We start from the raw sequence: 12,099 nt of genomic DNA, 5'->3' as shown, positions 1-12,099 counted from the left end.
ATGTCTCCGCCGACGCCAGCCAGCCGCAGACCATTTTTTGCAGGGTGCACATTACAACGCCGCCTGCCAGATCACCCCTGAGCACCGCGAATGGCGCGAACAGGACGCCGAGCCGAGCGTCTGCATGATATGGTGCCCGCCCGTCCTGCCATCCGTTAGCTCCAGCATGCTGCCGACTTCCCGTACCCTGCGTCTGTCGTTGTACACCCTGCTGATCGTCGCCGGTGCCGTCCTTGCCGCGACCCTGGCCATCCGCCACGCCGAGCGTCAGGCGCTGGAGGAAGACGCCGCCCGCGCCAATCAGCAGCTGGCGCTGTACGCCAATGCCCTGCACACCCTGATCGACCGCTACCGCGCCCTGCCCGCGGTGCTGGCACTGGATCCGCAGTTGCGTTCGGCCCTGGCCGGCCCGGTCAGTGCCGAACAGCAAACGGCACTGAATCTGAAACTGGAAAAAATCAACGGCGCGGCACAGTCCTCGACCCTGGAATTGCTCGACCGTACCGGCCTGGCCGTGGCCGCCAGCAACTGGCGCCTGCCCAGCAGTTATGTCGGCCACAACTATGGTTTTCGTCCCTACTTCAGCCAAACGCGGACCCAGGGCACCGGACGTTTTTATGCGGTGGGCGTGACCAGCGGCATTCCCGGCTACTTCCTGTCCAGTGCAGTGCTGGGCGACAACGACGAGTTCCTCGGGGCGATGGTGGTCAAGCTGGAATTCCCGGAACTGGAACGCGAGTGGAGCCAGGGCAGCGACACGCTGTTGGTCAGTGACGCACGCGGGATCATCTTCATTGCCAATCAGCCCGGCTGGCGCTATCGATCCCTTCGCCCGCTGAATGCCGGTGATCACGCCGAACTCAAAGCCACTCGCCAATACGACAAGCAACCCCTCACGCCGCTTGAGTTTCAATCCCTGCGCCGCTTCGACGACAACAGCGACTTGACCCGGGTCGAAGGCCCGGCCGGCACCGCGAATTACCTGTGGGAATCCCTGCCGCTGACCGCCGAAGGCTGGACGCTGCACCTGTTGCGTCGCCCGCAGGTGGCGTTTGAAGACCTGCGTAACGCCGGGCTCGCCGCCGCCGGGGCCTGGCTGACGCTGGTGTTTCTGTTGCTGTTCCTCAACCAGCGCTGGCGCCTGGCCAAACTGCGTCAGCGCAGCCGTGAAGAACTCGAGCGACTGGTGGAAGAACGCACCCGGGATTTGCGCACCGCTCAGGACGGGCTGGTGCAATCAGCCAAACTCGCAGCCCTCGGCCAGATGTCTGCGGCGCTGGCCCATGAAATCAATCAACCATTGACCGCCCAGCGCATGCAGCTTGCTACTCTGAGGCTGCTGCTCGATCACGGCCGTGTCGAAGACGCCTACAAGGCGCTCAAACCGGTGGACGACATGCTCACGCGCATGGCCGCCCTCACCGGCCACCTGAAAACCTTCGCCCGCAAAAGCCCCAGCGGTTTGCGCGAACGGCTGGATTTGGCGGCGGTCGTCGACCAATCCCTGCAGTTGCTGGATGCGCGCCTGCGTGACGAGCACATCAGCACCGTGCTACATCTGACTCGTCCGGCCTGGGTGCGTGGCGATGCGATTCGTCTGGAACAGGTGCTGATCAACCTGCTGCGCAATGCCCTGGATGCGATGCACGACAAACCCTGCAAGCGTCTGGAAATCCGCCTCGAAGCCGATGAACAATTGTGGCGCCTGACCGTCGCCGATAACGGTGGCGGCATTGCCGAAGAGCACTTGGCCAACGTGTTTGATCCGTTCTTCACCACCAAACCGGTGGGCGATGGCCTGGGCCTCGGGTTGGCGGTCTCCTTCGCCATCGTCCACGAATCGGGCGGACGCCTGAGTGTCGATAATGGTGAAAACGGCGCGGTGTTTACTATGACGTTGCCCATTGATCTGGAGGTGCCTGGCTGATGCTCAATTCGGTGATGGTGGTCGATGACGAAAGCAGCATCCGCAGCGCCGTCGAACAGTGGCTGAGCCTCTCGGGGTTCGAAGTGCAACTGTTCAGTCGCGCCGATGAGTGCCTCGCGCAACTGCCAAAACATTTCCCCGGGGTGATTCTCAGCGACGTGCGCATGCCTGGCATGACCGGGCTGGAACTGCTGGCCGAAGTCCAGCGCCGCGATGCCGACTTGCCGGTGATATTGCTGACCGGTCACGGTGATGTGCCGATGGCCGTCGAAGCGATGCGCGACGGCGCTTATGATTTCCTCGAAAAACCTTTCAGCCCGGAAACCCTTCTGAGCAGCCTGCGCCGCGCTCTGGACAAGCGTCGGCTGGTGCTGGAAAACCGTGCCCTGCACGAGCAAGCAGACAATCGCGCCAAACTCGACGCCACCCTGCTGGGGGTTTCCCGTGGCTTGCAGACGTTGCGTCGGCAAGTGCTGGACCTGGCGACGTTGCCGGTCAATGTGCTGATCCGGGGCGAAACGGGCAGCGGCAAGGAATTGGTTGCCCGTTGCCTGCACGACTTCGGTCCCCGCGCGGACAAGCCCTTCGTGGCGCTGAACTGCGCGGCGATTCCCGAGCAATTGTTCGAGGCCGAACTGTTCGGCCATGAGAGCGGCGCGTTCACCGGCGCCCAGGGCAAACGCATCGGCAAGCTCGAATACGCCGACGGCGGCACGCTGTTTCTCGATGAAATCGAAAGCATGCCGCTGGCCCAGCAGGTGAAATTGCTGCGGGTGTTGCAGGAGCAGAAGCTTGAGCGATTGGGTTCCAACCAGAGCATCCACGTGGATTTGCGAATCATCGCCGCGACCAAACCCGACTTGCTGGATGAAGCCCGGGCCGGACGTTTTCGCGAAGATTTGGCCTATCGATTGAACGTCGCCGAGTTGCGTCTGCCACCGTTGCGTGACCGGCGTGAAGACATTCCACTGTTGTTCGAATTCTTCGCCCAGAGTGCCGCCGAGCGTTTGGGCCGCACCTTTGCGCCCTTGAGCGGGCCGCAACTGAGCCATCTGCTGAGCCACGACTGGCCGGGCAATGTGCGCGAACTGGCGAACGTCGCCGAACGACAAGTGCTGGGCCTTGGCGAACCGGAACCGGTGGGGATCGATCCTGGCCAGTCACTGGCGGCGCAGCAGGAAGCCTTCGAAGCGCATTGCTTGCGCGCGGCGTTGACCCGGCATAAAGGTGATGTGAAAGCGGTGCTTGAAGAACTGCAACTGCCGCGCCGTACCTTTAATGAAAAGATGCAGCGGCATGGGTTGAACCGTGAGATGTTTTTGCAGGACAGCTGATTTGTGGTGCCTGAACTGGCCTCTTCGCGAGCAAGCCCGCTCCCACAGTTAATTCGAGGTGTGGGCAAATTCTGTGTTCACCGTAGATCCAATGTGGGAGCGGGCTTGCTCGCGAAGGGGCCAGCACTGACGAAGCAATACCACGCGTGAATAAGCGGTTTTCCGCTCGAACCCGCCCCTGAATAAGCGGATTTCCGCTCAACAGAACCCACTACCCCCTCTAAACCGGCCCTCCTCTCCTTGGCACAGCTCCTGCTATAGCTCCAGCAGGCTGCGTTTTAACGCGCTCCACAAAAACAATTAAACGAAGGATCCTTCAATGGATAACTCCAACGCCTTGCCTCTTGGGTCGGCTGCCGCGCCGGCTACAGAAAGAACCACCGCTAGCCGGATCAAATCGATCTTCAGCGGCTCTGTCGGCAACATGGTCGAGTGGTACGACTGGTACGTCTACGCCGCCTTCTCCCTGTACTTCGCCAAAGCCTTCTTCCCCAAAGGCGACACCACCGCACAACTGCTCAACACCGCCGCGATCTTCGCCGTGGGCTTCCTGATGCGCCCGATCGGCGGCTGGCTGATGGGCCTCTACGCCGACAAGGCCGGTCGCAAGAAAGCGCTGATGGCTTCGGTGTACCTGATGTGTTTCGGATCGCTGCTGATCGCCCTGAGCCCGGGTTATGAAACCATTGGCATCGGCGCACCGATCCTGCTGATTTTCGCCCGTTTGCTGCAAGGCCTGTCGGTCGGTGGCGAGTACGGCACCTCGGCGACTTACCTCAGCGAGATGGCGACCAAGGATCGTCGCGGCTTCTACTCCAGCTTCCAGTACGTGACCCTGATCTCCGGCCAGCTCATCGCCCTGGCGGTGTTGATCGTGCTGCAACAGACCCTGACCACCGAAGAGCTGTACGCCTGGGGCTGGCGCATTCCGTTTGCCATCGGCGCACTGTGTGCGGTGGTCGCGCTGTACCTGCGTCGTGGCATGGAAGAAACCGAGTCGTTCACCAAGAAAGAGAAAGCCAAGGAAAGCGCGATGCGCACCTTGATGCGCCATCCGAAGGAACTGATGACCGTGGTCGGCCTGACCATGGGCGGCACGCTGGCGTTCTACACCTACACCACGTACATGCAGAAATACCTGGTGAACACCGTCGGCATGAGCATTTCCGACTCCACCACGATTTCTGCCGCCACGCTGTTCCTGTTCATGTGCCTGCAACCGATCATCGGCGGGCTGTCGGATAAAGTCGGTCGTCGTCCGATCCTGATCGCCTTCGGTATTCTCGGGACACTGTTCACCGTGCCGATCCTGACCACCCTGCACACCATCCAGACCTGGTGGGGCGCGTTCTTCCTGATCATGGCAGCGCTGATCATTGTCAGCGGCTACACCTCGATCAACGCGGTGGTTAAAGCTGAATTGTTCCCGACCGAAATCCGTGCACTGGGCGTCGGCCTGCCGTACGCACTGACCGTGTCGATCTTCGGCGGTACCGCTGAATACATCGCGCTGTGGTTCAAGAGCATCGGCATGGAAACCGGTTACTACTGGTATGTCACGGCGTGCATCGCGGTGTCGTTGCTGGTGTACGTGACCATGAAAGACACCCGCAAGCATTCGCGGATCGAGACGGACTGACAGCTACATTGATGGAGGCTGTTATAGCCTCTTCGCGGGCAAGCCTCGCTCCTACAGGGATTGTGGTGCCCTTGTAGGAGCGAGGCTTGCCCGCGAAGGCCATGACTCGGTCTCACCTGAACAGCCCCCGCAATCTGCAACACCACAGCCCGGCCTTCGCCGGGCTTAGTCGCTTCTGGGGAGCACAGTGATTGAGGATGGGCTGGAAATATGCCGCTAGCCCTTGCACCATGACCGCCTCCCGAACGCCCCAGGAATTCACTGTATGCCCGACGACATCCATTTCTACGAACCCGCCAACGGCCACGGCCTGCCGCATGACCCGTTCAACGCCATCGTCGGCCCGCGTCCTATCGGCTGGATTTCCTCCCAGGACGCCAATGGTCGCCTGAACCTGGCGCCCTACAGCTTCTTCAACGCCTTCAACTACATCCCGCCGATCATTGGGTTTTCCAGCGTCGGGCGCAAAGACAGCCTGAATAACATCGAGCAAACCGGTGAATTCGCCTGGAACCTGGCGACCCGCCCATTGGCCGAGCAGATGAATCAGAGCTGCGCCATGGTCGGGCCGGAGGTCGATGAGTTCGAACTGTCCGGGCTGACCACCGTCGCCTCGAAAGTCATTCAGGTGCCACGGGTCGCCGAAAGCCCGGTGTCCTTTGAGTGCAAGGTCACGCAGATCATTCAGTTGCAGCGTGCAAACAAGGAAGTGGTGCCGAGCTGGCTGATTCTCGGCGAAGTGGTCGCCGTGCATATCGCCAAGTGGCTGTTGAAGGATGGGGTGTACGACACCGCCGCGGCAGAACCGATTCTGCGCGGCGGCGGGCCGGCGGATTACTTTCAGCTGGGGCCAGAGGCATTGTTCAAGATGTTCCGCCCGGGGGCGGTCAAGTAATTACCAGAGCAGGTCGGCGTCTTCTTTAACGTCTTTGAGGCGGGTCAGCTCTTTGGCCGCGGCCTCGTCGGCTTCATGAGCGGTCTTGAAAGTCTGGCCTTCCAGCACTTTGTGAAAAGTCGGGGCACCGGAACCACCGAGGGCTTTGACGGCAATCGCGGCGTGGTAACCGTCCTCGCCCGGTACTACTGCTGAAACGGCTTCGAAGTGTTCAAAGGCTTTGCGTGCCATGTCGCGGATCCTGGCTAATGGAGAATTGCGCCATTAAACCCTCAACCGACGAGTTTGTGTACCGCTGCCTGGGACTGGCCAAGGGCCTGGGCCGCCGAGACATCCTTGAAGGTATGGAAATCCAGACTATTGACCACCAGCTCCTGCACCAGCTCGGCAAAAATCTGCATTGCCGGGCTGCCGAAGTAAGCGGTCATGGCCTGTTGGTTGTCCCAGAAACCGGACACCAGCCACAGCTCTGGATCGCATTGCGAGTGCTGCAGGGCGAAGCTCAGGCAACCCGGCGCGTTGCGCGACGGCTCGATCAGGGCGCTCAGGCGCGCACCGAGTTCTGCCGAACGCCCGGCGCGGGCGCGGACGAAGGCCATATGACTGACGGGGATCTGCGTAGACATGTTCAACCCTCCCAGGTCATCCAGTGGCAGCCGAGGACGGGCTGCGACAGGATCCAAGATTAGGCGGCGCGCTCTGGTCGTCGTTAGTCGATTTCTGCCGGCTTGTTGCACAATCCTGCGCGGCTGCAGAAAGCGTCTGTAACAGCATGTAAACCATGGTCATGGCACTGTCATATGAGATTCGGGCAAGTGTGCTGAACTCATGTAGGAGCTGCCGCAGGCTGCGATCTTTTGATTTTGAAAGACCAAGTCAAAAGATCGCAGCCTGCGGCAGCTCCTACAAAAGCAAAGCCGCGCCCGGCAAACGTTGGAGCGCAGATCCACCCCGTGCAGAATCAGGCAAGCTTTTGGCAGGATGTGTCTACCGTTGTCCCTTGCACAAATTTAAGCTCAGCCCATCACCAACGCGTCACCGAGGATGCCCTGCATGTCGTCGCTCGATCATTTTCAAGCCCCGCTGGATGCCGACATGGAAAAACAGCGCGCGGAACTGGCCGCCCTCATCCGCCGTAACACGATGGAGGATGGCACTTATGCCACCGCCGTTGGTTCGCTGTTCATGTCGCGCCACAGTAAAAACCACGACTTCGCTCCAGTGCTGGCGCAACCGGCCCTGTGCATCATGGCCCAGGGGCGCAAGGAAGTGCGGCTGGCGGATGAATACTTCAATTACGACCCGCTGAATTACCTGGTGGTGTCGGTCTCGATGCCCTTGAGCGGGCGGGTGGTGAACGTCTCGCCCGAGGAACCGATCCTCGCCGTGCGGCTGGACATCGACCCGGCGGAAATCAGCGCGCTGATTGCCGACGCCGGGCCCATCGGCGTCCCCACACGGCCCACTGGCCGCGGCCTGTATGTGGAGCAGATCGACACGGCAATGCTTGATGCCGTGCTGCGTCTGGCGCGTTTGCTGGATACACCCAAAGACATCGCCATGCTGGCGCCGCTGATTCGTCGAGAGATTCTGTATCGGCTGTTACGCAGCCAGCAGGGTCATCGGCTGTATGAGATTGCCATCGCCAACAGCCAGAGCCATCGCATCAGCCAGGCGATCAAATGGCTCAACGGCAATTATGAGCAACCGCTACGCATCGATGATCTGGCGCGGGAAGTGAACCTGAGCGTGTCGACATTGCATCACCGATTCAAGGCGATGACGGCGATGAGTCCGTTGCAGTATCAGAAGCAGTTGCGCCTGCAAGAGGCGCGGCGGTTGATGCTGGCCGAAGGGCTGGAAGCTTCGGCGGCGGGTTATCGGGTGGGGTATGAAAGCCCTTCGCAATTCAGCCGGGAGTACAGCCGATTGTTCGGGGCGCCGCCGTTAAGGGATTTGGCGCGGTTGCGGTTGACCGTGTAATCAGATTTGCCCCCCCTGTAGGAGCGAGGCTTGCCCGCGAAGGCGTCGTATCAGCCAACAACAATGCTGAGTATGAAATCGCCTTCGCGGGCAAGCCTCGCTCCTACGGGGTGGTGGTGTTTTCTCAGGCGCTCAACACTCGACAAGCCTCCACCGGCAACGTCAACGACACCGGATGCCCAACACTCAAACCAATCCCCTGACACGGCGTGCTCAGCGCCGTAAACGACACCCCGGAACACTCGACCGTGGTCTCGATGGTCGCGCCGATATCCCGCACAAAGGTCACCTTGCCCAGCAAGCGATTGCCCGCCGTCGCCTGCGGTGCCGACAGTTGCAGGTCCTCCGGGCGGATCAGCATTTTCACCTTCTCTCCCACCACAATGCTGCTGCAGATCGGCACTTGCAGGGCATCGCCACCGGGCAAGCTGACCTTGCCGTTGCCCAGCGCCGTGGCCGGGAAAATATTCCCCGAACCAATAAAGTCCGCAACGAACTCATTGGCCGGATGCCGATAAATTTCAATCGGCGTACCCACCTGCTGCACCCGATGCTCACCCAGTACCACCACAATGTCGGCCATGGTCATGGCTTCGCGCTGGTCATGGGTGACCATGATGGTGGTGATGTTCAAACGCTGTTGCAGCTGACGGATTTCCACCTGCATCGACTCACGCAGCTTGGCGTCCAGCGCCGACAGCGGTTCGTCGAGCAGGAGGATTTTCGGCCGCGAAGCAATCGCCCGGGCAATCGCCACACGCTGACGCTGACCGCCGGAGAGTTTTGCCACCGGGCGATCAATCATTTCCTGCAGCTGAATCAGCTCCAGCAACTCCACCACCCGCGCCTGTTGATCAGCCTTGCTGACCCCACGCAGTTTCAGCGGATAGGCGATGTTCTCCCCCACCGTCATGTGCGGAAACAGCGCCAGCGATTGGAACACCATGCCGAAATTACGCTGATGCGCCGGCGTATGGCCGATGTCTTCACCGTCCAGGCGAATCTCGCCGCCGGTCAGGGTTTCAAGCCCGGCAATCATCCGCAGCAAGGTGGTTTTGCCGCAGCCCGAAGGGCCGAGGAAACACACCAGTTTGCCCTCGGGCAAATGCAGGTTCACATCTTTTACCGCGCAGGCCGAGCCGTAATGTTTCTCGACGTTTTCCAGAATCAGACCAGTCATGTTGCACCTCAAGAATCAGAACGAAACGCCACCTTCACCGACCAGCTTCTCCAACGCCCAGATCAGGACGAAGTCGATCAGCACGATCAGCACGGCAAACGAGAAAACGGTAGGGTCGAGCGAAGACACTGTGCGGCTGTACATCCAGATCGGCACGGTCATGACGTCGATGGTGTAGAGGAAATAGGTCACGGTGAATTCGTTGAACGAGACGATGAACGCCAGCAACATGCCCGCCAGAATCCCCGATTTCATCAGCGGCACCACCACATCGACAATCGCCCGTAGCGGTGAAGCGCCGAGCATTTGCGCGGCTTCCTCGACTTCGCTGCCGATGGAGAGCATCGCCGCCGTGCAGTTTTTCACCACGAACGGCAGCGCCAGAATCACGTGGGCAATCACCAGTCGCGAGGTGGTGATGTGGAAAGGCAGGCTGTCGAATACCAGCAGCAAGGCCAGGCCCAACACCACCATCGGGAACACCAGTGGCAGCGACATCAATTGCAGCGCCACGGCCTTGCCGCGAAACTCGCAACGGGTCAGGGCATAGGCTGCCGGCACCGCGATAATCGTGGCGAAAATCATGGTCAGGCAGGCCACCATCAAACTGGTGGTCATGGCTTTGCCGAGGCTCAGCACATCGCTGGAATCTGGCGATACGAAGGTGTTCCAGGCGGCCTCGTACCATTGCAGGCTGTAGCTGCTGGGCGGGAAGTCGAGGTTCGATGCGCCACTGAACGACATGACAATCATGGTCAGAATCGGCAGCACCGCCAGCAGCAAAATGAAGCCCGACAGGATGCCGGCGAACTTGCCGGTATCGCCCGGCAGCAGCGAGTGGCGCTTCTTGATCAGGGTACTCATTGCGAAGCCTCCAGCATGCGCCGACGACGGCCAGTGATGTATTCGGACAAGGTCATGATCGCCAGGGTGGTAACGATCAGCACCACACCGGCAGCAGACGCGGCGGGCCAGTTCATCAGCGGGGCGATCTGGTCATGCACCATCACCGCCAGCATCGGCACGCGCCGACCACCGAGCAGCAGCGGCACCACAAAACTGCTGGCGTTGTAGGCGAACACCAATGTCGCGCCAGTGATAATCCCCGGCAAACTCATCGGCAACACCACCTGGCGAAACACCTGCAAGCGACTGGCGCCGAGGGTGGCAGCGGCTTCTTCGTAAGTGCGGGCGACGCCGCGCATGGCGCTGGCAATCGGCAGCACGGCCAACGGGAACGCGGTTTGCACCAGGCCCATCAACACGCCGTTCTGGTTGTAGAGCAGCATGATCGGGCGCTTGATCAGGCCCAGGCCCATCAGCGCCTGATTGAGCATGCCGCCGGGGCCGAGAATCACCAGCCAGCCGTAGCTTTGCAGCAGCAGGTTGACCAGCAATGGCAGCAGCACCGCCGCGAGGAAGATCCGCCGCACAAACGGCGAGGTCAACCGCGACATGGTGTAGGCGACGGGGATCGCCAGCAGCACCGCAATCACCGCACTGATCAGCGCCAGGCGCAACGTCAGCAGCAACGATTTGAGGTAATAGGGTTCCAGCAATTGCGCGTAACTGGCCAGGCTGAACCCGGTCCATTCCGCGCCTTTGGTGCCGACGCTCATGCGCAGCACCAAGAGGCTCGCGGCAATCAGCACGCCGAGAAACAGCATCGACGGCGAGAGGAAAAGCCAGGCGCGCGCCGTCGGTGAGACACCCCGATTGATGCGCACGGGTGCGGCGCTTACCGGATGGGTCAGAGGTTGGTGTTCCATAGCAAAGGGTCTCGTCAATGGAAGATCAGGAATATCTCGCGCCCGGCCCGTGTAGGAGCTGCCGAAGGCTGCGATCTTTTGATCTTTTTCAGAGCCACCGAAGAGCAAGATCAAAAGATCGCAGCCTCCGGCAGCTCCTACGGATCAGGAAGAAAAGATTTCCGTGTAACGACGAATCCATTGGTCATGCACGGAGGCCAGGAAGGCGTTGTCGTGCATGATCGCCTTCTCGGCAATCTGCTCCGGCGTGAGGATGTACGGGCTCTTGCGTGCTTCGGCGGAGATGATCGCCTTGGCGTTGACCGGGCCGTTGTAGATGTCTTCGGCCATCTTGCCCTGCACCAGCGGGTCCAGAGAGTGGTTGATGAAGGCGTAGGCCAGGTCGATATCGCCCGGACGATTCTTCGGCATCACCGACAACATCAGGTCGGTGTAGAAGCCTTCCTTCATGCCGAACGTAGCGCCCAGACCGTAGGCCGGATCGCGAATCTGTTTCGGGAAAAACGCCGGCGCGTACAAGCCGCCCATGTCCAGAGAACCGGTGCGGAACAGCTCGGCGATCTGGTTCGGGTTTTCGCCCAAGGTCACGACGCGATCTTTCAGCTCGGCGAGTTTCTTGAAGCCTGGCTCGATGTTGTGTTCGTCACCACCGGCCAGTTTGGCGGCGATGATGATCAGGTCCATGGCCTCGGTCCAGTTCGGCGGCGGCAGGAAGATGTTCGGCGACAGCTCCGCGTCCCACAGGGCGGCATAGCTGTCTGGCGCTTCTTTGATGGTGCGGGTGCTGTAGACCAGGCTGTTGCACCACAGCAGGTAACCGATGCCGTGACCGTTGGCGCCAGTGCGGTATTGCTCCGGCACGTCGATCAGGTTAGGGATGCGGTTGAGATCGGGTTTTTCCAGCAGGTTGGCAGCAGCCAGACCTTCGGCGCCGACGCCGGCCAGGGTGATGATGTCGTACTGCGGACGATCGCCGCCGGCCTTGAGTTTGGCGACCATTTCCGAAGTGCTGCCGGTGCGGTCAGCGATGACTTTGCAGCCGTACTTGGCTTCGAAGGTTGCCGCGATATTGCGCAATGCTGCAAGGCCGGTGTCATCGGACCAGGTCAGCAGGCGCAGGGTCTTGCCCTGGAAGCGTGTGTCGCTGGCATTGGCCTTGATGAACGGCATGCTCATGGCCGCCGCCGCCACGGACGCCACGCCCACGGTTTTGATGAATTGACGTCTGTTCAGATCGTGCTCGCCCATGAAGGACTCCCTTTGTTTTTTTAAGTATGAGGTTGGTCGCAACCGTTGCATCCGCGCGGCCAGATCAGCTTCAAGCCCCCGGTTTTCAATGGGCCTTGGCGCTGCCAGCGGGTTCATCCTGAGG

The 12,099-nt window shown here is 60.6% G+C and carries 11 protein-coding genes; 5 read left to right on the top strand and 6 right to left on the bottom strand.

Going from position 1 to position 12,099, the window contains the following annotated elements; genetic code table 11:
- Positions 1-166: 166 nt before the first annotated feature.
- From TU81_RS13685 to TU81_RS13670, 4 genes are all read left to right on the top strand, one after another.
- The gene (locus tag TU81_RS13685) at positions 167-1,927 is read left to right on the top strand and encodes an ATP-binding protein (RefSeq protein WP_048395601.1); all 1,761 of its coding nucleotides are present in this window, start codon (positions 167-169) and stop codon (positions 1,925-1,927) included.
- Positions 1,927-3,261 (top strand): sigma-54-dependent transcriptional regulator, encoded by a 1,335-nt coding sequence (locus tag TU81_RS13680; RefSeq protein WP_048395600.1) that lies wholly within the window; start codon positions 1,927-1,929, stop codon positions 3,259-3,261. Before TU81_RS13685 ends, TU81_RS13680 begins: the two co-directional genes overlap by 1 nt.
- 319 nt (positions 3,262-3,580) lie before the next feature.
- Positions 3,581-4,900: an MFS transporter gene (locus TU81_RS13675; RefSeq protein WP_038981918.1), complete on the top strand. Its 1,320-nt coding sequence runs from the start codon at positions 3,581-3,583 to the stop codon at positions 4,898-4,900.
- 265 nt (positions 4,901-5,165) lie between these two features.
- A complete protein-coding gene (locus tag TU81_RS13670) occupies positions 5,166-5,795 on the top strand; it encodes a flavin reductase family protein (protein WP_038981917.1) in 630 nt (209 codons plus the stop codon).
- Here TU81_RS13670 and TU81_RS13665 read toward each other — a convergent pair whose 3' ends face one another.
- Both TU81_RS13665 and TU81_RS13660 read right to left on the bottom strand, forming a co-directional pair.
- The gene (locus TU81_RS13665) at positions 5,796-6,026 is read right to left on the bottom strand and encodes a hypothetical protein (protein ID WP_048395598.1); all 231 of its coding nucleotides are present in this window, start codon (positions 6,024-6,026) and stop codon (positions 5,796-5,798) included.
- Between the two features lie 41 nt (positions 6,027-6,067).
- On the bottom strand, positions 6,068-6,421 hold the full coding sequence (locus tag TU81_RS13660) for a putative quinol monooxygenase (protein WP_007898360.1): 354 nt from the start codon (positions 6,419-6,421) through the stop codon (positions 6,068-6,070).
- Positions 6,422-6,848: 427 nt separating this feature from the next.
- Here TU81_RS13660 and TU81_RS13655 point away from each other — a divergent pair, with 427 nt between their 5' ends.
- Positions 6,849-7,778 (top strand): AraC family transcriptional regulator, encoded by a 930-nt coding sequence (locus TU81_RS13655; RefSeq protein WP_038981916.1) that lies wholly within the window; start codon positions 6,849-6,851, stop codon positions 7,776-7,778.
- 124 nt (positions 7,779-7,902) lie between these two features.
- On the opposite strand, the gene TU81_RS13650 is transcribed toward TU81_RS13655, so the two are convergent.
- From TU81_RS13650 to TU81_RS13635, 4 genes are all read right to left on the bottom strand, one after another.
- Positions 7,903-8,958, bottom strand: a complete 1,056-nt coding sequence (locus TU81_RS13650) for an ABC transporter ATP-binding protein (RefSeq protein ID WP_038981914.1) — start codon at positions 8,956-8,958, stop codon at positions 7,903-7,905.
- Positions 8,959-8,973: 15 nt separating this feature from the next.
- Positions 8,974-9,822 (bottom strand): ABC transporter permease, encoded by an 849-nt coding sequence (locus TU81_RS13645; RefSeq protein WP_038981913.1) that lies wholly within the window; start codon positions 9,820-9,822, stop codon positions 8,974-8,976.
- A complete protein-coding gene (locus TU81_RS13640) occupies positions 9,819-10,727 on the bottom strand; it encodes an ABC transporter permease (protein ID WP_030128156.1) in 909 nt (302 codons plus the stop codon). Before TU81_RS13640 ends, TU81_RS13645 begins: the two co-directional genes overlap by 4 nt.
- A 144-nt stretch (positions 10,728-10,871) precedes the next feature.
- Positions 10,872-11,975: an ABC transporter substrate-binding protein gene (locus TU81_RS13635; RefSeq protein WP_048395597.1), complete on the bottom strand. Its 1,104-nt coding sequence runs from the start codon at positions 11,973-11,975 to the stop codon at positions 10,872-10,874.
- Positions 11,976-12,099 lie beyond the last annotated feature (124 nt).

The sequence above is a fragment of the Pseudomonas lini genome, assembly GCF_001042905.1.
In the GTDB taxonomy this organism is placed as follows: domain Bacteria; phylum Pseudomonadota; class Gammaproteobacteria; order Pseudomonadales; family Pseudomonadaceae; genus Aquipseudomonas; species Aquipseudomonas lini.
This window is presented reverse-complemented; position numbering and strand designations above follow the sequence as displayed.

Coding starts and splice junctions, on each gene's coding strand:
- TU81_RS13685 (WP_048395601.1), top strand. CDS start 167: ATGCTGCCGACTTCCCGTACCCTGCGTCTGTCGTTGTACACCCTGCTG.
- TU81_RS13680 (WP_048395600.1), top strand. CDS start 1,927: ATGCTCAATTCGGTGATGGTGGTCGATGACGAAAGCAGCATCCGCAGC.
- TU81_RS13675 (WP_038981918.1), top strand. CDS start 3,581: ATGGATAACTCCAACGCCTTGCCTCTTGGGTCGGCTGCCGCGCCGGCT.
- TU81_RS13670 (WP_038981917.1), top strand. CDS start 5,166: ATGCCCGACGACATCCATTTCTACGAACCCGCCAACGGCCACGGCCTG.
- TU81_RS13665 (WP_048395598.1), bottom strand. CDS start 6,026: ATGGCACGCAAAGCCTTTGAACACTTCGAAGCCGTTTCAGCAGTAGTA.
- TU81_RS13660 (WP_007898360.1), bottom strand. CDS start 6,421: ATGTCTACGCAGATCCCCGTCAGTCATATGGCCTTCGTCCGCGCCCGC.
- TU81_RS13655 (WP_038981916.1), top strand. CDS start 6,849: ATGTCGTCGCTCGATCATTTTCAAGCCCCGCTGGATGCCGACATGGAA.
- TU81_RS13650 (WP_038981914.1), bottom strand. CDS start 8,958: ATGACTGGTCTGATTCTGGAAAACGTCGAGAAACATTACGGCTCGGCC.
- TU81_RS13645 (WP_038981913.1), bottom strand. CDS start 9,822: ATGAGTACCCTGATCAAGAAGCGCCACTCGCTGCTGCCGGGCGATACC.
- TU81_RS13640 (WP_030128156.1), bottom strand. CDS start 10,727: ATGGAACACCAACCTCTGACCCATCCGGTAAGCGCCGCACCCGTGCGC.
- TU81_RS13635 (WP_048395597.1), bottom strand. CDS start 11,975: ATGGGCGAGCACGATCTGAACAGACGTCAATTCATCAAAACCGTGGGC.